The sequence below is a fragment of the Methylophilus sp. genome (assembly GCF_052437885.1).
Lineage (GTDB): Bacteria > Pseudomonadota > Gammaproteobacteria > Burkholderiales > Methylophilaceae > Methylophilus.
Genome location: NZ_JBQVPB010000002.1, coordinates 41,035 through 62,004, shown reverse-complemented (window position 1 = coordinate 62,004; position 20,970 = coordinate 41,035). Strand labels below are relative to the sequence as shown.

The 20,970-nt window shown below is 47.0% G+C and carries 16 protein-coding genes and 1 riboswitch; of the genes, 7 read left to right on the top strand and 9 right to left on the bottom strand.

Annotated elements, in window-relative coordinates; all coding sequences use genetic code 11:
- Nucleotides 1-77 precede the first annotated feature (77 nt).
- From ACT6RZ_RS02105 to ACT6RZ_RS02090, 4 genes are all read right to left on the bottom strand, one after another.
- Nucleotides 78-1,520: a porin gene (locus tag ACT6RZ_RS02105; protein WP_444700537.1), complete on the bottom strand. Its 1,443-nt coding sequence runs from the start codon at nucleotides 1,518-1,520 to the stop codon at nucleotides 78-80.
- Nucleotides 1,521-2,082: 562 nt separating this feature from the next.
- Nucleotides 2,083-2,400 carry a DUF190 domain-containing protein gene (locus ACT6RZ_RS02100; RefSeq protein WP_444700536.1) on the bottom strand — a complete coding sequence of 106 codons (318 nt, stop codon included), beginning with the start codon at nucleotides 2,398-2,400 and terminating at the stop codon, nucleotides 2,083-2,085.
- Nucleotides 2,401-2,410: 10 nt separating this feature from the next.
- Nucleotides 2,411-2,791, bottom strand: coding sequence for a fluoride efflux transporter CrcB (crcB, locus tag ACT6RZ_RS02095; RefSeq protein WP_444700535.1), 381 nt, complete (start codon nucleotides 2,789-2,791; stop codon nucleotides 2,411-2,413).
- A 159-nt stretch (nucleotides 2,792-2,950) separates the two neighbouring features.
- Complete coding sequence (locus ACT6RZ_RS02090; RefSeq protein ID WP_444700534.1) at nucleotides 2,951-3,199, bottom strand: hypothetical protein; 249 nt, start codon at nucleotides 3,197-3,199, stop codon at nucleotides 2,951-2,953.
- 190 nt (nucleotides 3,200-3,389) lie between these two features.
- A riboswitch (Fluoride riboswitch) is annotated at nucleotides 3,390-3,474 on the top strand.
- Nucleotides 3,475-3,773: 299 nt separating this feature from the next.
- Here ACT6RZ_RS02090 and ACT6RZ_RS02085 point away from each other — a divergent pair.
- Both ACT6RZ_RS02085 and ACT6RZ_RS02080 read left to right on the top strand, forming a co-directional pair.
- On the top strand, nucleotides 3,774-4,682 hold the full coding sequence (locus ACT6RZ_RS02085; RefSeq protein ID WP_444700533.1) for a LysR family transcriptional regulator: 909 nt from the start codon (nucleotides 3,774-3,776) through the stop codon (nucleotides 4,680-4,682).
- Between the two features lie 31 nt (nucleotides 4,683-4,713).
- Nucleotides 4,714-5,322, top strand: coding sequence for a cation transporter (locus tag ACT6RZ_RS02080; RefSeq protein ID WP_444700532.1), 609 nt, complete (start codon nucleotides 4,714-4,716; stop codon nucleotides 5,320-5,322).
- 382 nt (nucleotides 5,323-5,704) lie between these two features.
- Here the strand turns inward: ACT6RZ_RS02080 and ACT6RZ_RS02075 are convergent, their stop codons facing one another.
- From ACT6RZ_RS02075 to ACT6RZ_RS02065, 3 genes are read right to left on the bottom strand one after another with little or no spacing between them, the layout of a single operon-like run.
- On the bottom strand, nucleotides 5,705-6,451 hold the full coding sequence (locus ACT6RZ_RS02075) for a hypothetical protein (protein ID WP_444700531.1): 747 nt from the start codon (nucleotides 6,449-6,451) through the stop codon (nucleotides 5,705-5,707).
- Nucleotides 6,439-9,012: a hypothetical protein gene (locus ACT6RZ_RS02070; protein WP_444700530.1), complete on the bottom strand. Its 2,574-nt coding sequence runs from the start codon at nucleotides 9,010-9,012 to the stop codon at nucleotides 6,439-6,441. Before ACT6RZ_RS02070 ends, ACT6RZ_RS02075 begins: the two co-directional genes overlap by 13 nt.
- Nucleotides 9,009-11,033: a hypothetical protein gene (locus tag ACT6RZ_RS02065; RefSeq protein ID WP_444700529.1), complete on the bottom strand. Its 2,025-nt coding sequence runs from the start codon at nucleotides 11,031-11,033 to the stop codon at nucleotides 9,009-9,011. Before ACT6RZ_RS02065 ends, ACT6RZ_RS02070 begins: the two co-directional genes overlap by 4 nt.
- Nucleotides 11,034-12,129: 1,096 nt before the next feature.
- Here ACT6RZ_RS02065 and ACT6RZ_RS02060 point away from each other — a divergent pair.
- Nucleotides 12,130-12,903: a response regulator transcription factor gene (locus tag ACT6RZ_RS02060; protein WP_444700528.1), complete on the top strand. Its 774-nt coding sequence runs from the start codon at nucleotides 12,130-12,132 to the stop codon at nucleotides 12,901-12,903.
- On the opposite strand, the gene ACT6RZ_RS02055 is transcribed toward ACT6RZ_RS02060, so the two are convergent.
- Together ACT6RZ_RS02055 and ACT6RZ_RS02050 are read right to left on the bottom strand one after the other, a co-directional pair.
- A complete protein-coding gene (locus ACT6RZ_RS02055; protein WP_444700527.1) occupies nucleotides 12,826-13,146 on the bottom strand; it encodes an EscU/YscU/HrcU family type III secretion system export apparatus switch protein in 321 nt (106 codons plus the stop codon). The genes ACT6RZ_RS02060 and ACT6RZ_RS02055 overlap by 78 nt on opposite strands.
- Nucleotides 13,139-14,266: a flagellar biosynthetic protein FliR gene (locus ACT6RZ_RS02050; protein ID WP_444700526.1), complete on the bottom strand. Its 1,128-nt coding sequence runs from the start codon at nucleotides 14,264-14,266 to the stop codon at nucleotides 13,139-13,141. The genes ACT6RZ_RS02055 and ACT6RZ_RS02050 overlap by 8 nt, the downstream gene beginning before the upstream one ends.
- 277 nt (nucleotides 14,267-14,543) lie before the next feature.
- Here ACT6RZ_RS02050 and ACT6RZ_RS02045 point away from each other — a divergent pair, with 277 nt between their 5' ends.
- From ACT6RZ_RS02045 to pdeM, 4 genes are read left to right on the top strand one after another with little or no spacing between them, the layout of a single operon-like run.
- Entirely contained in the window at nucleotides 14,544-15,647 is a 1,104-nt protein-coding gene (locus tag ACT6RZ_RS02045) for a ligase-associated DNA damage response exonuclease (RefSeq protein ID WP_444700525.1), read from the top strand.
- Entirely contained in the window at nucleotides 15,644-17,410 is a 1,767-nt protein-coding gene (locus tag ACT6RZ_RS02040; protein ID WP_444700524.1) for an ATP-dependent DNA ligase, read from the top strand. The genes ACT6RZ_RS02045 and ACT6RZ_RS02040 overlap by 4 nt, the downstream gene beginning before the upstream one ends.
- A 2-nt stretch (nucleotides 17,411-17,412) precedes the next feature.
- Complete coding sequence (locus ACT6RZ_RS02035; protein ID WP_444700523.1) at nucleotides 17,413-20,160, top strand: ligase-associated DNA damage response DEXH box helicase; 2,748 nt, start codon at nucleotides 17,413-17,415, stop codon at nucleotides 20,158-20,160.
- A 21-nt stretch (nucleotides 20,161-20,181) separates the two neighbouring features.
- On the top strand, nucleotides 20,182-20,886 hold the full coding sequence (pdeM, locus tag ACT6RZ_RS02030) for a ligase-associated DNA damage response endonuclease PdeM (RefSeq protein ID WP_444700522.1): 705 nt from the start codon (nucleotides 20,182-20,184) through the stop codon (nucleotides 20,884-20,886).
- Nucleotides 20,887-20,970 lie beyond the last annotated feature (84 nt).

Below are 20,970 nucleotides of genomic sequence, written 5' to 3'. Positions count from 1 at the left end.
AGAATAAATGCTTAAGCAATGCGCTGCTTTACATTTTTGCTCACAGATATTCAATCAAATGTGTTCTAGAATTTAATTTAAAAGCGCAAACGTAAACCAGCCCCCAAAGTTGAAACGTCGCTGTAGAAATTAGCCGCAGGGAAACGGTCACCGCTGAAATGATTATTAGTGTATGCAAGATAAATATCAAAACGGCGATTCAATACATAATCCAGAATGCTGGTGTAGGTTTGTATTTCCCCTTGAGAGTTTGTAGAGACTGCTGGTCCCTGGATAGAATCAAAACGAGTATCGTAATAACCAATAGAAGCCGATAGCCCACTCAAACGGGGAAAGCGATCAGCAAATTCGTAACGGGCGCCTGCAAAGTAAACATTGATGTTTTGTTTGAAGCCTCTATCCAAGCCTGAGCTAATGCTTCCGCCGAACACAGTTTGATCAAAAAGTTGGGAGTAACGTAATGTCGAATCTGTGGATGGCCTCAATTGATACCACTCCCACCCCCCTGATAGACGCAAATCTGTCCGAGGAAACCAGCGTAGTGTTAACAAAGTCGCTTCTGTATTAAACAGAGCACCCGTAATAGTATTATTTGCTAACGGATTGCCAGGCCCAGCAGAGGCAGCACGGATCGCATCGCTAAATTTATTACATGAAAACTGAACACCAAACCGGCTATTCTCTAAACCGAGTTGTGCAGCCATACCTTCGCCATGCGCCGTACTCTCTGCATTGCCAAGCTGGTACATAATCCCAGTGTGGAGAGTAGTACTCTCAAATAAGGAAAGCGTGTTGGTATATTTCAGTGCATGCGGCATGCGTGCATTTTCAGAAATACCCCCGCCTCCGCCCACGGCTCCACTTTCACCAAACGGAGAAAAAGTATCCGCCTTGTTATTCGGGTCATAGGCCGCAAAAATATCAAAAAATAAATTATATTGATTGCCGTAAGAAAGTCTTCCATATTTACCAGCTTGTACGCCCGCCCACGCCTGACGCGCAAACAAGTCGCCATTCAATGAATTGTCGGCACTCACATTATGATTGGTATTTGTGCCTGAATTATCAGCCAGAGTTTGTGCTGCATTGTTAAGCGACCCATCAATAGGATTGAATCCCCCTTCAAGAACATACAATAATTTGAAAGGGATTTGATAAATGTTGAAAAGGCCTATCTCACCCCGTAATCCAAAACGTGAATCTTGCAGCCCGCCATTAACCCATTGCGTGTGCGTACTAGCGCCATTGGTGACACGCGTGCCTGCATAAGGATAAAAATTATTTGATAACTGATAATTGGCGGGCAAGGTGTGATTAGTACGCGCCCGTGTGAGATCGATAACGCCGTAAAACTGTATAAAAGAACGATGTTGACCTTCTCCGAAGTCATAGCGGAAAGGAGCTTCAGACTGGAAAAAATTTATTGGTGTATCCGAAACTGCCGGACTGATCGGAGCACCCTGGGAAAACACTGGGCACAGCATTAATATGGCCCACATTGGCCGGAATGTTAACTTCATGAAAATCAACCCCGGATATTAAATTTTTATAGCCGGATTATATTGTCATAAAACTTTCATATACCTTACAGGGTTGATACCTTGAAACAACCCCTGTTAAATGTTGCTGTTCCCCCGTGCGAATGCGTTAATTCTAAAGAGCATGTGTATAGCTAGATAAGTGCAATAAATGTTTGGCAGTGCAGCAGGCGCTCTCGAAAAGCCTCCTCTCGAGGATTGGCAAGCGAGGATATTATTCAGCACATCTTGCGTAGGTCACAGGCAATTCAAGTAGCCGCATTGCCTCCAAATAATAAAATAAACGTAGAGGGTTACTGTCTTCGCAAAGCTATTCAAAAATTTTATCAAGGCATCTCTGCGCTGGATGGGCAATTCGAGGAGAACCAGAGATGAGACGGCAAAAAAGTATCTGCAAGATTTGGTTCTTCAAGATGTTCAAAGCGATAAAAACAAAAGCCGCCATTTTGACATTGGCGGCTGAATAAATAATCAGAAGATTTTTCAAGCGACTGAGGGATAGTTTCCGATGTTAAATGTGACAAAGCTTAAACTTTGCAACCCATTAATATTCGCTAGTGGTACCGAATTCAACGGGAGTTTTAATATAAGAAATATCGACTTGTTCTGCTTTCAGTAAGCTAAACAGTTTTGCTGTCTGTTCTTCGCTGGCCGTTACGACAATCTCTTGAGGTTGGTCACCCAGCTCGAAAAAGTGTCCGGCATGGATTTTTTTATCCCGCCCAAATCCCTCGCTTGCAGCGAAAATGGTTGCACCATGGATGCCCAAGTCTCTAGCAGCTAACATCAACCATTCACTCAACATGTCATTGCCATGTTTGTGATCCAGGCGGGTAAAAAAAGTGATTTGAAAACCTTGCATAATAGCTCCGTTAAATACGTGATAACTGAAAAGAAACAAATCCCAGAAAAGTCAGTAGCACTGACCCAACGACATGCACCAGCATGGTTCTGAATGCCCAGAGTATCTGGCTATTTTGCAATTGGGTAAACACCTCAGCAGAGAAGGTAGAAAAGGTAGTTAATCCACCACAAAATCCAGTAATGATCAATAAACGTGCTTCAGGCGAAATTTGTGGTATCTGGGAAAAATAGGCTATGGCAACACCAATAATATAAGCACCGACTAAATTGGCAGACAGTGTTCCTAACGGTAACGCCGAAAACACACTATTAAACTTAAGCCCTAATTGCCAACGGAGCAAAGCACCCATCGATGCGCCAAGGCTAATTGCAATTACAGATTTCCACATAGTTTTTACCGTAGATTAAACGTTGAATATAACAAGAAAACCAAAGCCTGAAAACAAACAACAATAACCATCAAACTTATCGAAGATGGTTATTGCGGTATGAATTAATCAACTGATTAAGCTGTCTCTAGCTTATTCTAACCCTTGATGTGTTATCAATTAGCTATGCCGGTCTTGACCAGATGCCATCTGGTGTTTGGGTTCAAGAGTATTTTCAATCACCTGTTCGATAAATGAATTCTCGTTGGTCTTCCTGTTAGATGGAACCGTTTGTGTGCTGGACTGGCTCGCATCAAACTTGGTATGCAACATATTCTCGACGGCGCTCAAATCGGTAGACGAAGCTGCGTCTGCAGCAACACCGGCGATAGAAAATGATAATAACAAAACTGCGGAAATTAACTTCATCATTGACTCCTTTTAAAAAAGACAGAAACTGTGAAATGAAATTTACGCAGTTTTTTGATGAAGATGAAATTGTTTGTTTGAATGGGTTTATTCAGACAAACAATGGAACTACATTTCTTACGCTAAGCTTACGTTGAGTGAAATTGCACCTTCTCGACATTGACGATGCATAAGAGCATGTTTATGATGAAATCCAATTGGAGATGACATTCCTCCAAGGGAGCTGGCAACTGCAACCTCCCTAACCGCCTAGTGCTAATGATGTCTACACTGACCCAGGATAGGGGGTGTAGACACATCTATACAACTTGTCCTGTTCTCAAAATAATTGGGACAAGTATCTTGAAGTCTAAATCACAAAATCAAATTGTAGCTTTCCAGCATTTACTGGCATTTGTTTCATGTCCTCCGCAACCTTATCCTCCCATTATCCCAAGGCCATTCCCTGAGCCTCCTGCTCGACCAGAGCTTCCTCCTTAATGGTCGAGCCACTTTTGACAGGCGTTTGCGTTGAAAAGATAGAGATGGTTAAGTGGATTCCATCTGACACATTTCCTCAATAGGGCTCAGAGATATGAATTTACGGGATTTAAAATACTTACTTGCAGTATCTGAATACAAAAATTTTACCAAAGCCGCGGATTATTGCGCGACCACGCAGCCAACGCTTAGTAACCAGATAAGAAAACTTGAAAATTTTCTTGATGTGGAAATCTTTGAAAGAAGCACACATTTCGTACGCGTGACTCCGATTGGTCAACGAATTATTGATGCTGCAAAACGTGTGGTAGAGAACTCCAACCTGATTGTTCAAATCGCACACAATTCGAATCGGATTGAACCATCAAAGCTGAAATTTGGCAGTTTTCCGTCCCTTGGCAACTTCATCCCATTGCAGTATGTAGCCATACTGAAGCAGCAGTTCGAACAACTAAAGATTCAGTACTTGGAAGACGACGTGGATGCGCTAGTTGATTTGCTGACCCGGCAGGAGATTGATTTCGCTTTGCTGCCATTTCCAGAGATGCATCCCTTGCTCGAAGGGGTTAAATTATTTGATGATCCATTTTATGTAGCGGTACCAATTGATCATGCTTATGCATCATCTACCAACCTGCAGTTAAGCGACCTGGCAAATCAACAACTCTTGTTTTTAATAGAAGACCAATCGCATTTCAGAGAGCTTCTGAATCAATTTGATACGTCTTTTTCTTTAAGTCACCAAGCACACGAAGATGATTTCAGAGCACTTAATTTTGAATCACTGAGAATCATGGTTAAGCAGGGATTAGGTTTAGCAATCATACCCGGCACAGTAGTTAACTGGGATGATAGTGAAGTACGATATGTTCCGTTGGGTTCACCGGCCATTAGCTGGCCAATTGGCATTTACTGGAGCAAGCAACATGCAAAACCTGAGCTGCTCGAAGAAATTTGCACGGTACTGCAATCAAATTTAGATACCAAAACTGATATTCGCTAACATGGTTCAATAACAAACACAGGATTTCGCTATGAACAATAAAAATCACCTACATTTGATTGAAGAAAAAAATCTAAGGACAGCAGTCATATTGGTTGCTATTGCAAACCTGACTTATTTTTTTGTAGAGTTCGGCGTGGCGAAGGAGATCGGATCAGTTTCGCTATTTGCAGACAGTATCGATTTTCTCGAAGATGCTTCTGTTAATCTGCTAATCGCGCTAGCTCTTGGCTGGTCCTTAAGAGCGCGAGCAAAACTAGGTAAGATACTTGCATTGATTATCCTAGTACCAGCACTCAGTCTATTATGGACAGCCTGGCAAAAATTCAACCTTCCTACTGCCCCTGATCCATGGCTTCTCTCGTTGACTGGGTTCGGCGCATTAGTTACCAACCTTGCTTGTGCATTTTTGTTAGCAAAGTATCGATTCCATAGTAGCAGCTTAACCCGAGCGGCATTCTTATCAGCCAGAAATGATGCTTTTGCTAACATTGCAATCATAACTGCTGGCATAGCAACAATTAATTGGTTGTCAGGCTGGCCTGACCTAGTGGTAGGTATTGGAATTGCAGTGATGAATGCAGATGCTGCGAAAGAGGTATGGATGGCTGCAAAACTAGAGCATGCAGCGATGTCTTAAATCAGTTGCTGGTTTTTATTGAGTCATTACAACTAACTGCATGCTTTATTCATCGCCATCATTTGCATCTTTTGAATAGCAGGACTCTTGACCGAAATCTAAGAACGCCCAGTAAAATTTTTCTCAATAAGCCAATACCTTGTACTCAGATATAGCCGAGGCAATGCATCGTGCGCCTCTTTTCCTAGAGCTCTTACCAAGGAATTCTTTACTAAATTCAATTGCGAAATTATTACTCGGTTGAACTTTCCATTAAAATGAGCACAATAAGAAAAGGGCTTAGGAATTAACCTAAGCCCTTGATTCTATTGGTGGCCCCTCTGTGAGTCGAACACAGCACCAACGGATTATGAGTCCGCCGATATAACCTTCAGGATGCATATTAATATGAAACCAAAAAATAGTTTTTTACTACATTTGTACTTGGATCAAGATTAGCTTTAACTTTAAGCTTTATGATTGAAGCCTGTCGCATGTATGGCCCTATGTGTTCATGAAATTTATCATCTTTTAGAAAGTGTTCCAGATTCAAATTGAAAGACTGTTTCGCTTGAAATGGCTTGATCTCAAAGGAATCTCTGACTTGATCAATCACAGCATGAAAACGTAGTTTTTTTCTAATCACACATTTAATCTCTCTGACCCTCTCATCTAGTTTGTCACGCATTGCATAAGGAACTATATCCAGCTGCCTCTGCTCATCATACTCAAACTGATCTAATTTACCTTGGTGTTTTCTAAGATTGGCTAACCCAGCATCTTCTGCTGTAGAAGTTGTTCTGGGGGACCCTTCAAAGACTTGACCTGCAATTTCTTTGAGCACCAATGAGTTGGAGCGCATAGAAATTTCTTTCATTTCTTGAATAACGCGTCGCTGAAACTCGGTCAATGTTGGAGCTAAGTTATTCATATAAAGACTACCTTGAACATCTACTGCATTTAATACTAAGCCAAGAGCACCATTGGAGAGCTTAAAATCAAATGTTATTAGAAAAAACTTTTGATTTAAACATGGAATTTTGACCTTGAGCTCATTAACAGTTTGATTAGCACGGCGAATTAAATTCTTTTCAGAAAACTCTGATCCCATAGAATATATTGGGAAAGTGAATAACTCTACAGATTGCATGAGACACATCCAATCCATACTAAAGCTGACAAGAAGATCGCATTGAATCCAGCCATACTAGTAGCACTTCCATAAGGAGCTGCATCTGGCTTTACCTGAACATCAGACAATGCCATGTAAATATCTGGTCGCCCTTTATGCTCTTTCACTTCATAAAAGCAAGGTCGGCGCCCAAAGTAGGTTATGAATTTTTCACCAACCCTGAGATGCAAGCGATGTTGAGCGGCATGTGGCGTGTAGAAAACTGCTACTTTAGTTGTATCTAGCAACGCAGTTTTCAACAAGCTTAAAAACAGGTCGGAATGCAGTTTTTCATTAAGGCTCAAGTAAGAAGACTTAAGTTTGCCTTTAAGAATTGCCCATGCCTTACATCCATTTAGATGGTCAATTGCATGGTGGCCTTTTAATTTCGAAAAGTATCTAAACAGTGGCTTACACTTATTTTGCGGTGACTCAAAGTCAAAACCATACCTGTTCAAAACCCTTAAATCCACCTCTGCTAAAGATTCATGCTCATCCAATTTAAGGTCATCTGCCAGCCCATGTTTCTGAAGACTAGACTTCAACGCGTTTTGAATACTTTTGAACTCTTCATGATTGATACCGTTTTTCAGAAGAATTGACTCTTTAGGCTGATCGGAAACCATATCAGCTAATACATGGAACACCTTTTCAAAACCCAGGGTTGATTTATCACTAAGAAATTCAGGGATATGCGGTACCACGGTTTCAATGTAGTCACCTTGATTAGAAAATGACTCTATATTCACCTTTGAATGCAGCATTAGATCCCAATAGTAAGTTTGAGGAGACAATCTATGATTGCTAATGTGCTTACGAATTGTGTTAGCTCTGACGCCGACCCACTTGTTAACCATTTCGGATGTTAGGTTTATTTTTGAGAGTGCACGATCTAGTATCCGCCTTATTGGAATGTGATGAAGGTGCATATACTCAGAACAAGTTGTATCAATTGAGAAATGCGCTGAATCCGTTGCGAATTGTGCAAATGGATTTATCTGTTTTTCACCTCCCTCAGAAAGTAATGAAGTCAATCCATATGAAATTACCGAATGGGATAACCAATGAAAACTTGCAGAACGGTCTCCAGTGACGGCCTTTAACAAAGTATTAAATCCATAATACAGCTTTCCAAATTTATAAAATCTTTCTGGTTTGTATGGGTCTCCAAAGATAAAGTCTCCTTCATTGGCAAACTCTTTTTTCCTTCTATCCAAGAATTCTGAAAAGAGACGGTACAACTTGCTATCAACAACAACGATGTCCCTTTTGGAAGCTTTGGTTTTTTGACCTCTCACGTGAATAACCAACGTATCCTTAATAAACTCAATATCTCCAATCCGTAGATCAAATAGCTCTCCAATTCGAATCCGTTTGCTTGAGCCTAGCAACAATCCAATTCGCCAAATAGATACCAAACGTTCGTCACAAGTAGCCTGGTCTAACCATGTGATGATCAATTCAACTTCATGTGCCCAAATTACATTTGCAACAGGCACATGCTCTGTACTCTTATCAGCTTTTAATCGTCCAGACGCAGGTACATCAAACCAGTACACAAGAAAAAAATGAAAAGAGGACATTGCAGAAGTAGAGGTTTTATTTTCACTTCCTCCCTGACTTAACTTACTATTTTTGATTGCTTGATAGATGGATTGAAATGCTGCTGCATCCAAAGAAGAGATATCTAGACCGTTAAAAGATTTATAGAGCTCGGTCGATATCGAGTAAACATAATCGTAAATGGTCTTCGCAGCTAGGACATCCCTAGTACCATGTGTAATCAATGAAATTGCCCAAGCAACTAAAAGGCTAGCCGTTGGCCCATAATCTCTAGCAATAACTGCTAGACCCAAGCACTCTTTTAACATCCGGCGCTTTTTTGCAGCATCTGTGTTACCACGCAATCCGCATGCCTTCTTCAATGAAGCAGCAATAACAGAGCCCTTTTCTGAATCTACACGCTCGTTACGCTCTAAAAAGCCAGCGATCATTTCTGACAATGCATTGTCGGCTTCCACGTCCTCTTCAGAGCATGCAAAACCAATCAAGGCTAACCGCGTATCTAGCCTGGCATAAGCTGTAGATGAAACCCCAGACAATGGAAATATGTCTGAAATATGTGCAAATAATGGCCCATTCGTATTCTCTTTAAGCCAACTTAGTTGATCAGAAGCATAAACGTTTTTCAGGGACCTCTTCGAATCACAAAGCCCTTGATATAAAGAGTCAAAATTGCTCTGATTAAAAGTACTATAGTTTTTATCTTTGATTTGTATATATAAGTTCAAAGTCATCGGACTCAAAATTACTCGATGTAGCCGTCCAATATTCGAACTCCAACTGATGCATATCCCTTCTGGAGTTATATATGGCTTTGCAAGGAGCGCAGCATGCAGATGCTGAGGTGTAACGCCATCAAAACACATGAGCGCAATGGCATAAGCATTTGAGTGTTGAGGACTCAGGTTCTTCAGAGCATACGAGATGAGAGTTTGGAATCGCAGTGACGCGGTTTGATCGACGGTGACTTGCATCATTTCATAAATCTCCCGGACAAACCCGCTACTGCTCGAATATCGAGAGAGATTAACTTATCAACTTGCGCCTTGCCAATTCGCTCATTCAAATCAGATAAAATCAAATCACTGCCATGATCCCAATTGAAATTGGAAGCAGACTGATGACGAAGGTGCGCTGCACTTTCTCGACTGGTAATTCCATGTTGAGAAAAATTAGTTTCCCAGTAGTGTCTGCCAAAATTTCCGACTAAATTCTCACCTAGATTTTTAATTAAGTTGGCTGTTGAAATTCCGAAAGGCTGTTCTGTCGTTATCAATAACGGCACATGTTCATTACTTACTATGCCATGTAGTGCCTTGATAAAATTCCTGTCAATGTTATTGAGTGTCTTTAACCGTTTAAACAGGGATTGGCAATGTAATATGTACAATGAAAACTGATCTCTTAGAACTCGATTGATCGTGACAGGCTGTAAAGAAGCTTTACCGTGAACATTCTTGTCATTTACAAGGATATAACTTTGCCCTTGAGAAACTGCATCAACATAGATAGGTAGCTTTTTACTCCCTCTCAGAACTAGCGAAAAGACACTGAGGCAACCGACATAAGTTGTAAATTTGTTATGAAAACTAAGTACTCTGGAAATGTTTGCGTTGTTGGAAGGCTTGTTTTGAATATCTATTGCAAGACGTTCAAATAAACTTCTTATTGCATCATCTGAAATTACAGCCTGCGACCCAAAATTTAAGCCATTAGCCTGTGGAGCAGGATCACCCCAACCAATCTGCTGGAAGAATTGAGCTGATGCATTCCAAAGATCTTTTCGAGTAGTTTGTTTGTAGTAGCCTTTGGACTTAGGGAGAATACGAAAGTCATTGGCGATTAGACCTGCCAAATATGGATCAGTATCACAAAACTGAATAGCTACCCGAGCAACGGAGTTTATAAATTTGGCAACCTTTTCATAGGAATATTCTGAATCAATGCCATTGCCAAGAAGCTCTCCGATATTTCGGGGGTATTCAATACTTCGTGATAGCTTCGCATTTAGATAAACTCTTAAAAACTCGGGCAAAGGTTTTACTAGAATTGTTGAGCTTCTGATGTACGCATTCCCATTTCCCTTTGCACCATTAGGTAAAACCAAATCCAGATCAAATTTAATTACCCCTTCAACTGGGTCAAATACAATCCCCCAGTCTTCGGATTCAGGACGCAATAAAGGTAATTTATCAATGTGCTTGAACGGAATCCCGATGAATGATGCTAGTAAAATTTTAGCTGAAGAGTTATTCCCAACCTCACACTCTGATCTGAGCTTTGCAGCCATTGAGCAAAATACGGGGATGGAAAGCGTTTTGTAATCTAACGCTCCTTGCTTGGCTTTATCATCAGCATATTCCAACTTGTTTCTAAGTTTTTGCGCCACCAACTCTTCGAAACTTTGTTCTTGGTCAAAAATAGGTGAAGACACATTTTCTGAAAAATCTCTTCTAACTTTAACAAGCAGAATCTCTAAAGCCATCCACTCAGAGTCTCTTAATGCATCCCTCCCACCATTTGAAAACTTGAACAGAATAGCCGGCAGATCTTTTCTTACCGTTTGATTCCCATCCAAACGTAATAAGAAATAAGCCCCTAAAAATTCTTTTAACTCGTCTGAATAGTTGTTTGCAGCATTTCCTATCCTTACAAATAACTGCCAAATTCTTTCGCTAGGTTTGACCTCAAGAATCATAAAGTTTTTGAAATTGTTCTTTTGGTATTGTTCAGAAAGTTCAATGTGCAATGAGACGAATCTGTGTAAGCAACCATCAAAAATTTGGTTAGGATTATTAATTTTTTTACGTAGCGCATCTATTGAAACAGTGATTCCCTCAATAGCCACCTTCAGCGGTATCGGTAGAAACTTCACGTCGCCTAGGAGTTCGATTGTTTTATCTATATCGGCTCGAGCCGGCGCTGATAAATGTTGCTGCAAGTAGTCAACCTGGCCATAATAAAAATTTAATCGATTGTTATAAGGACTTTCTTTCATGTTAATACCTCAAAATTTGGACGAAAAAAATCCCACATCGCCCGCACGACTGGGATGATTAGCGCCAAAAATTAAAGGCGCGAAAACAGCAGGCTATAAGTAGCATTGCTGATGAGTTTTGCAAATTGGAAATTTGAGGGCGGAGTTAGAGAGCCCACTTAAAACTGAGTTTAAGCAAATGGATATGACTGATGTCATACTAAGCAAAAAGAGATTTAGTGCTTAGACTGGGTGCGGGCCCAATTAAAAATTAAGATTTCGTTATTCCGAAACTGGCGTTTGATACGCCATTAAAAATACAATATCTTGACTGGATTTCTCAGTCAAGTAATTATTAACCAATGGTCAAAGTTAATAAGATCGTAAAATCCTAAATTTCAACCAAGTTAAAACAGCGATTGTGAACTTCAAAAAGTCGTGTTTAACGAAGGGATGTTAAAGGTCACAATATTACAAATTTATCTTATTGATTCTATTGAAAAAATGAAATTTAAGGTAATTTTCCATACTACAATTGATGTACAGGTACATCATAATTTTCAGTTTCCGAAGCCAGGTCGTGAGTTCGAATCTCGCCGGGCGCACCAATCATAAAAGCAAAGCCAAGATAGTGATGACTAACTTGGCTTTTTTTGTGCCTGCTGCGTGCCACCATCGCATCTGAAGGGAGTGCGCGTCGGTAAAAATAGACGTTTTGGCCAACGCCAAACCAGCGCTTGCCTCACGCTCAAAATCCAGCCCTGATCACCCGCTTAGCTGACTGTGGAAAGCTGTTCCATCCACAGGCTGAACAAGGAAAGAATGTGAATGGTGCAAACTCGAAATTCAGCATTCATCAGATTCCCGCAATGTAAAAACCACTGAAATTTACAAACTGTCAGAAACATTAAGATTTTGAATTTTTAGTTTGGTAGTATATTACGATAATTATTGTTTTATTAAATATTAACAATTTTGACTGATGGCAACGCGTGCAGGCTAGTCAACTTAAGCAGGCAATATGCACGCTGAATCACGAGCAAAACCATGTTGCAGCAACACTGTATTACATAGTTATGATTGATATCGTTAACAGCAGCTTAACAGGACTTGGGTCATGAATCTTTCACTGCCTACAAACATAGACCATATTCTTGTCATTGATGATGACCCGTTGATGCAAATCGTCGTCAGTGCCCTTTTCACCAAAGCCGGCCATGTACAGGTGTCATGCGAGGGCACCGTCAAGTCGGGGATCGAGTGGTTTGACAATCAACCTCCGGCAGATAATATCGTCCTGATCCTAGACCTTGGCCTGCCTGATGGCGATGGTAAAGACGTGATTGATTATTTGTCCACGCATAGGCCGCAAACACCTGTGATCGTGATCACGTCGGAATCTACGATCGAAACCAAGCTGGCGATCCTCACGCAAGGGGCGGATGCTTATTTGCAGAAACCGTTTATCCATGAGGAGCTGCTGGTCACGCTGCGCTCAGTCTGTCGCCGTGTATTTACAGCTGAAGAGCGGGGTTCACTTGCGCACTGGCAACTGATCGTGCGCCAGTGGATGCTGATTGCGCCGAACGATGTGGAGATCCGTTTAAGTGTGCCGGAAACACAGTTGCTGGATTTATTGCAACGCCACTACGGCAAGCCGGTCTCCAGACTCAAGATCAGCGAATCCCTGGGCAGTCTGTATCGCTATTCAGGCAACAGCCTTGAGGCCATGATCAGCCGCTTACGCAAAAAAATCAATCAGGCCTACCCTGATGTTGAGGTCGTCAGAGCGGTCAATGGCACCGGCTATATCTTAGTGCTGGATAGCCACCAGTACCAGCAGCGCAATCTGTGGTGCCAATACCATCATGCAAGCATTCAGGTAGCTTGATAGTAGTGTCGCCATAGTGTCTACACCAAATACCACATTGGGAATATCCTGCAAGATACGCGTGAATAGCGACAACTCCTGGCTGTAGATTTGCGCACCAAATATATAAAAACCTGTCAGGGCGATCGCCAGTATGCCAAACGAGTTCACATCCAGGCTCTTGGCTACCAAGCCTTTTTTACGTGACTCCTCACGTTTGAACGGGGTAGCTTCTTCGCTACGGTTCTGATCCTGCTCAGCCACCATGCACCCCCAAAACATGACCATAAGAATCAAACAGAGCATCAAAGATACGCTTGAACAGAAAGCCGGCATGTGGCAAGGTCATGGCCAGCATCAGCAAACCGACGATGACTTTCACCGCCAGCGACATCACAAAAACATTCATCTGCGGCATGGTGCGTGACATGAACGCCATCGCCAGATCCACAATAAAAAGCGCTGCCACTATCGGCGCGACCACCATAAAGCCAAAAGAAAAAATGCTGCCGAAATAAGCGAGCATGGCCTGCGGATGCACCTGATAGACAGAACCACCGAGCGGAATCACTTCATAGGATAACTGTACCACCTGCATCAGAGCCCAATGCCCTTCCAGCGCCATCACTGCCCAGATCGCGGCCATACTTAACACGGTTCCCAGCAACGGCATATTATTGCGGGTCGCCAGGTCCACCAAACCTGCCAGGCCAAAACCGATCTGAGAATCAAGCAGGCGCCCAGCAAAATGGAATACCGCAAAGGTGATTAAAATAGAACATGCCAACATTGCTCCCGCCAGACATTCAGTCACAATCAGTACTATCAGGTTAGCGGGCTCAATGAGGGAGTAAGACGTCGGTTGAACCTGATCCAAAAACAGCAGTGACAAGCCTAAAACCAGTATGACCTTGGCGGTGCGCGGCATCGGCACATTGCCCAGTAGCGGTGTAGAAATGAAAATCATGCCAAGTCTGATGGAAGCAATCAGCACTAATCCAGCCCACGTTAACAAACTCTGCATAACCATTACAGCAAATACTGCGGAATAGAACTGATAAGTTGAGATGCGTAATTGACTAGCGAACGCAACATCCAGGGGCCGGACACTTGCAAAACAACGACTACCGTAACAAGCTTGGGTACAAAAGAAAGCGAGATCTCCTGAATTTGGGTGACCACCTGAAAAATACTGACCAGGATGCCTATCATCATGACTAATAGCAGCAAGGGCGCCATAATCAGCATACTCATCCATAACATCCTGGACACTAAAGTCAATGCAACTTCTGCTTCCATAGTATCCACCCTCATCCTTATCTCGATTGATTAAAGCGCTGTTCTCTTCAAACACCAGACTTGAGTAATTAACTTCTGTTAACATAAATTATCACTTAAAAAATATTAAGTCAAACGCCACGAAAGATAAGCGAATACTCTTTTTATAAACTGTGACCTGATTGATCAAACATTCAAAACACGTTTTAGAACTTTAGACTGATCGAATAGCGCACGGACTAAGATCAGCCCGGGGAAGCACCATAGAAAGACTTAGGCAGATATCTTAGTTTTTGAGCAGCTGCCTTATTTTTTACTGGGGCGTGCAGAATGAAATCGGATTACTGCTGTCACATCTGCATGTTCAATCACCAATATGAGATATGGATCTAGTTATTGCGCGCCCGGAAGGCCTTTATTGTCCGCCGGGCGATTTTTATATAGACCCCTGGCGCCAGGTGGAGCGTGCGGTGATCACGCACGGGCATGGCGATCATGCGCGCACTGGCCATAGGCACTATCTGGCAGCGGCAGCTGGTGAAGGCATATTACGCAAGCGCCTGGGTGAGGATATCAATCTGCTGACCCTGGAATATGGCGAAAGTATCAACCATCATGGTGTGAAACTCAGCCTGCACCCGGCTGGCCATGTGCTGGGTTCTGCCCAGGTGCGTCTGGAATACCAGGGTGAGGTGTGGGTGGCATCCGGCGATTATAAAGTGGAGCCGGACGGCACCTGCGCGGCGTTTGAGAGTGTGCGTTGCCACACGTTTATCACCGAATCCACTTTTGGTCTGCCCATTTACCGCTGGCAGCCGCAGGACGAGATTTTTGCCGATATCAACCAGTGGTGGCATGGCAATGCAGATAACAATCGTGCCAGCGTGCTGTTTTGCTATGCTTTCGGTAAAGCGCAGCGACTATTGTCCGGGCTTGACCCGCATATCGGCCCTATCCTGGTACATGGCGCGGTGGAGCCGCTCAATCAGGTCTATCGCGAAGCGGGCGTGCACCTGCCTGCCACGCAGTATGTCAGCGAGTTGCAGGATAAATCGCAGATAGGCAAGAGCATAGTGCTGGCACCCCCATCGGCGCAAGGCACGCCGTGGATAAAACGTTTTGGCGATTACTCGGATGCGTTTGCAAGCGGCTGGATGCAACTACGCGGCACACGCAGGCGCCGTGGCGTAGACCGCGGCTTTATCATGTCTGACCATGCCGACTGGCCCGGTTTGCAGAGCGCGATACAGGCCACGGGGGCCCAGCGGGTGTTTGTCACGCACGGGCAGGTACATCCCATGGTGCGCTGGTTGTGCGAACAAGGCCTGGATGCGCAGGCATTCGTCACCGAGTATGGTGAAGAATCGGCCGAAGCGGAGACTGGCCTGGCACCTGACACTGAGCCTGACGCACTGGCACCCGCAGCCAAACTGCCGCCTGAAACAGAAGGCAGCGAGCATATGACCATGGCAAAGGTGACCGTTTGAAAGCTTTTGCCGATCTTTATAGCCGGCTGGACGCGACCACCAGCAGCAATGCCAAGCTGGCAGCGTTGCGCGATTATTTTTTTGCCGCTAGCCCTGAAGATGCCGCATGGGCGGTGTATTTTCTGGCCGGCGGGCGGCCGCGCCAGTTAGTACCCAGCAAATTATTGCGTGAACTGACACTTACGCTAGCCGGCCTGCCACCATGGCTGTTTGAAGAGAGTTACCACGCCGTGGGCGACCTGGCAGAAACCATGGCCTTGCTGTTGCCGCAATCAAGCCATACTTCAGAACAAGGGCTGGCGACCTGGGTAGAAGATAAATTATTACCATTGCGCGGGCTCGCCCCTGAAGTTTTGACGCTGCAACTGACCCCACTATTGCAGCAACTGGATCAGCGCAGCAAACTGGTGTGCATCAAGCTGATCACCGGCAGTTTCCGCGTCGGCGTCTCGCGCCTGCTGGTCACACGCGCCCTGGCGGCAGTGGCAGGCATAGACGCCAAGCGTATCGCCCAGCGTCTGGTCGGCTATACCGACCTTGCTGCGCGCCCGACTGCGGCCGATTACCTGAAACTGATAGCGCCTGTGAGTGACGCCGGTGACGAACGTAGCGAAGGCCAGCCCTACCCGTTTTTTCTTGCGCACCCTCTGCAACAGGTTACCGATGAGCTGGCCGCAGCTATCGGCAGCCCTGAGCAATGGCAGGTGGAGTGGAAATGGGACGGCATACGCGCGCAGCTGGTCAAGCGTGACGGCCAGCTGTGGCTATGGTCACGCGGCGAGGAGCTGGTGACGGAACGCTTTCCAGAATTACAGGTGCTGGCGCAATCACTGCCGGATGGCACGGTAATAGATGGTGAGCTGGTGGTGTGGAAACATGCAACTAAGCCTGATGTTGAAGTCGATCCTGAGCAGATAAAAGATCAAATAGGCGATCAGCCAACTTCACAGCAGACACAAGGCGAAAATCAAGGCCAAGTTCAGCCATTTGCCTTATTGCAACAACGCATAGGCCGCAAGACCTTGACGGCCAAGATACTGCAAAACCTGCCGGTGGTGATACTGGCTTATGACCTGATGGAATGGCAGGGAGAGGACTGGCGGCAACACCCGCAATCTGCCCGGCGTGAGCAACTGGAAAATATTGTTGCCCAGTGTATGCAGCCGCAACTGCAAATATCGCCCTTGCTCACCGGCGAAAGCTGGCAAGCGCTGGACCTCCAGCGTGCGGCCTCGCGCAGCCTGGGCGTAGAAGGTTTCATGCTCAAGCGCAAGGACGCCCAGTATGGCGTGGGCCGTACGAAAGATGTGGGCGTCTGGTGGAAGTGGAAGATAGAACCCTACACCGCCGACGCGGTGCTGATCTACGCGCAAACCGGTCACGGCCGCCGCGCCAGCCTGTATACCGACTATACCTTTGCAGTGTGGGATAGTGCCGAAGATGACCCTGAGCGCAAACTGGTGCCATTCGCCAAGGCCTATTCTGGTTTGACTGATGCTGAAATGCGCGAAGTGGATGCCATCATCCGCAAAACCACGGTGGAGAAATTCGGCCCGGTACGCAGCGTGACTCCTACCATGGTATTTGAATTGGGCTTTGAGGGCATCGCTTTAAGTGGACGCCACAAAAGCGGGATCGCGGTGCGCTTTCCGCGCATGCTGCGCTGGCGGCAGGATAAACCAGTGGCCGAAGCCGATACACTGCAGTCCCTGCAGGCCTTGCTGCCGCAAGCTTCTCGCAGTGACAGCCAGGATGCAGTCTAGCCATGCGCTCGCACACTGACCCGCAACTGACCGTACCTGGTGATGAGACTGACACGCCAGAGCACGGCGACTTCAGCTTAAGCCGTCACTGGTTCGCTACCCGGCAATGGCAGCCGTTCGCTTTCCAGCAGCAGGTGTGGCAGGCAGTGGCCAACGGCCGCTCCGGCATGCTGCACGCCACTACCGGCGCCGGTAAGACCTATGCGGTATGGCTGGCGGCGATAGAGCGCTTTGCCTTGAAAAAGCCGCGGCCATCCACCAACAAAACCGCCGGTGCGCCTGCTGAAAAACCTGCCAGGCGCAAACTGGTAACACAGTCACTGACGGTGTTGTGGATCACCCCCATGCGCGCACTGGCTGCCGATACCGAACGCGCCCTGCTTGCACCCATCACAGAATTAAATCTGGATTGGAGCATAGGTTTACGCACCGGCGACACCAGCAGTGCCGAGCGCACGCGGCAATCAAAACGCCTGCCGACCGCCTTGATCACCACCCCGGAAAGCCTGACACTGCTGCTGACGCGACCGGACGCCGCCGAAACGTTTGCCAGCCTGAAAATGGTGGTGGTAGACGAATGGCACGAACTGCTAGGCAACAAACGCGGCGTGCAGCTGCAACTGGCCCTGGCACGGCTACGCCGCTGGCAACCGCAACTGGTCACCTGGGGTTTGTCGGCCACCCTGGGTAATTTACAGCATGCCATGCAAGTGCTGGTGCCGGACGCGGATGCTTTACTGGTGCAAGGCAAGCTGGCGAAACAGCTGCTGATAGACACGCTGTTACCACCAGGCATAGAACGTTTTCCGTGGGCGGGCCACCTGGGTTTGCGCATGCTGCCGCAGGTGGTGGAGCAGATAGCAGCCAGCCCTAACAGCCTGGTCTTCACCAACACCCGTTCGCAATGCGAGATCTGGTATCAGGCCCTGCTGGAGGCGCGACCAGACTGGGCCGGTTTGATCGCCCTGCATCACGGCTCACTGGATAGGAATGTACGCGAGTGGGTGGAAAGCGGCCTGAAACAAGGCACACTCAAGGCGGTGGTTTGCACCTCCAGCCTCGACCTGGGCGTAGATTTCCTGCCGGTGGAACGCGTATTGCAGATAGGCTCGCCCAAGGGCGTCGCGCGGCTGATGCAAAGGGCAGGTCGTTCCGGCCATGCGCCTGGCCGGGCTTCGCGCCTGACCGTAGTGCCTACCCACAGCCTGGAGCTGATCGAATCGGTCGCCGCACAGGATGCGATCGCCGCACGCAATGTAGAACCGCGTGAATCGCCGCAAAAACCGCTGGATGTCCTGGTGCAGCACCTGGTGACGATCGCGCTGGGCGGCGGCTTTATGGCAGACGATCTGCTGGCAGAAGTACGCAGCTGTTATGCCTACCGCCAGCTCAGTGATGAAGAATGGCGCTGGGCGCTGGCATTTGTGCAACATGGCGGCGAGTCGCTGACCGCCTACCCGGATTACCGCCGTGCCATTCCCGATGCAGACGGCGTCTGGCATGTGCCGGATGCACAGCTGGCGCGGCGGCACCGCATGAGTATAGGCACCATCGTCAGCGACTCCAGCATGCAGGTGAAGTTCTGGAGCAAAGCGGCCTCTGGCAAAAGCCTGGGCTCGGTAGAAGAAAACTTTATTGCCCGCCTCAAACCCGGCGACCATTTTCTGTTTGGCGGCCGCCTGCTGGAACTGGTGCGCGTGCATGAAATGACTGCATTCGTGCGTAAAGCCAGCGGCAAAAAAGCCGCCGTGCCGCGCTGGAATGGTGGCCGCCTGCCGCTATCCACTGAACTGGCCAGCGCCATGGTGGCGCGCATGGATGCCGCTGCGCACGGCCATTTTGACGGCCCGGAAATGCAGATGATCAAACCGCTGTTGCAGGTGCAAAGCGCATGGTCTGCACTGCCGACCAACAGCAAGCTGCTGGCAGAAGCCATGCACTCGCGCGAAGGCTGGCATCTGTTCCTCTACCCTTATGCCGGGCGTAGCGTGCACCTCGGCTTGGCCAGTTTGCTGGCCTGGCGTGCAGGCCGGCACCAGCCGAACACTTTCTCCATTGCCGTGAATGATTATGGGTTAGAACTGCTTTCTGCCACGCCCGTGGCATGGGAGACGCTGCTGACGCCTGAGATCTTTACCACCGACAATTTGTTGCAGGACGTGATAGACAGCCTCAATGCAAGCGAACTGGCGCAAAGGCGTTTTCGCGAGATCGCGCGTATTTCGGGGCTGGTGTTTGCCGGGTTTCCCGGTGCACATAAAAGTGCCAGACAAGTGCAGGCGTCATCCAGCCTGTTTTTTGATGTATTCCGCAAATACGACCCGCACAACCTGTTGCTGACCCAGGCACAGCAGGAAGTACTGCAACAGGAACTGGAGATCGCACGCCTCTCAGCCACCTTGCAACAGCTGCAAAGCAAGCAGATACAACTCATGCACATCAAACGACCGACACCGTTCGCATTTCCGCTACTGGTCGAACGTTTCCGCGAAAGCAGCAGTTCAGAAAAACTGGCTGACCGCATCGCCCGTATGGTGGCCGATCTGGAAAAAGCCGCCGGGCCGGGTGCCTATACCGCAGAAGAGACCGTCAGCGCCCAGGCAAAATTCAATGTGCAGGAAAAAGTGTATAAAAAACGCGAACGTGTACGCAAAATCGGCTTACCCAGCGCAGAGACTGAAGAAAGTGCATCCACCGCCAAACGGCCGCGTAGCCGCATCATCCCGCCCAAGGCGCGGCACGGGTTTTGAGCTAGATGGATAAATACAGCCATGCACAGTGAATACCCGCTCACCATCAGAAACCATGAGCTGTTGCTGCTCGCCGACAAAGCCATTTACTGGCCGCAGCAAAAAGCACTGCTGATCGCAGATGCGCATTTCGGCAAGGCTGCGGCCTACCGGGCGCTGGGGCAGCCAGTGCCGCAGGGCACCACCAGCCAGAACTTGCAGCGCCTCAACGTGTTGCTAGGCCAATACCCAACCGAGCAACTGATACTGCTAGGTGATTTCCTGCATGCGCCCAAGTCGCATGCCCCGGCCACGCTGGCGGCCTTGCGGCTATGGCGGGCGCAGCATGCAACCATGTGCTGCATCCTGGTGCGCGGCAACCATGACAGGCACGCAGGCGACCCACCCGCAGACTTACAGATAACCACCGTGGATGAGCCTTACCTGCTGGGCGATCTCGCCTTGCAGCATATGCCTGCACCGCATGCGACCCATCATGTGATTGCCGGTCATATACACCCGGCTTTCCGCTTGCTGGGCAAAGGTCGGCAGCGGCTGGTTTTACCGTGCTTCCACCACCTGGCCGGCATGACCCTGCTACCTTCTTTTGGTGATTTTACCGGCGGTTGTGTGCTGAAAGATACGCCAGGCAGTTTTATCTGCGTCACTGACGGCGATTGCGTGTGGCCAGTCACAGTGGCAGCCCCTGCGCCTGATCTGCGGGTAATACCAAACGCCAAGCTGTGACGAATGCATGCCGCGTCTACCGGCTGCAGCATTTCTCCCGGTGAAATAATCTATTGCAGCCAGCCAGGTTTTTCCCCCGTCTCC

Bases quoted from the DNA above. Each gene is read 5' to 3' on its own strand.
- ACT6RZ_RS02080 (WP_444700532.1), top strand. From the start codon at position 4,714: ATGAACAATAAAAATCACCTACATTTGATTGAAGAAAAAAATCTAAGG.
- ACT6RZ_RS02070 (WP_444700530.1), bottom strand. From the start codon at position 9,012: ATGATGCAAGTCACCGTCGATCAAACCGCGTCACTGCGATTCCAAACT.
- ACT6RZ_RS02105 (WP_444700537.1), bottom strand. From the start codon at position 1,520: ATGAAGTTAACATTCCGGCCAATGTGGGCCATATTAATGCTGTGCCCA.
- ACT6RZ_RS02065 (WP_444700529.1), bottom strand. From the start codon at position 11,033: ATGAAAGAAAGTCCTTATAACAATCGATTAAATTTTTATTATGGCCAG.
- ACT6RZ_RS02085 (WP_444700533.1), top strand. From the start codon at position 3,774: ATGAATTTACGGGATTTAAAATACTTACTTGCAGTATCTGAATACAAA.
- pdeM (WP_444700522.1), top strand. From the start codon at position 20,182: ATGCACAGTGAATACCCGCTCACCATCAGAAACCATGAGCTGTTGCTG.
- ACT6RZ_RS02100 (WP_444700536.1), bottom strand. From the start codon at position 2,400: ATGCAAGGTTTTCAAATCACTTTTTTTACCCGCCTGGATCACAAACAT.
- ACT6RZ_RS02035 (WP_444700523.1), top strand. From the start codon at position 17,413: ATGCGCTCGCACACTGACCCGCAACTGACCGTACCTGGTGATGAGACT.
- ACT6RZ_RS02075 (WP_444700531.1), bottom strand. From the start codon at position 6,451: ATGCAATCTGTAGAGTTATTCACTTTCCCAATATATTCTATGGGATCA.
- ACT6RZ_RS02060 (WP_444700528.1), top strand. From the start codon at position 12,130: ATGAATCTTTCACTGCCTACAAACATAGACCATATTCTTGTCATTGAT.
- crcB (WP_444700535.1), bottom strand. From the start codon at position 2,791: ATGTGGAAATCTGTAATTGCAATTAGCCTTGGCGCATCGATGGGTGCT.
- ACT6RZ_RS02045 (WP_444700525.1), top strand. From the start codon at position 14,544: ATGGATCTAGTTATTGCGCGCCCGGAAGGCCTTTATTGTCCGCCGGGC.
- ACT6RZ_RS02050 (WP_444700526.1), bottom strand. From the start codon at position 14,266: ATGTTAACAGAAGTTAATTACTCAAGTCTGGTGTTTGAAGAGAACAGC.
- ACT6RZ_RS02090 (WP_444700534.1), bottom strand. From the start codon at position 3,199: ATGAAGTTAATTTCCGCAGTTTTGTTATTATCATTTTCTATCGCCGGT.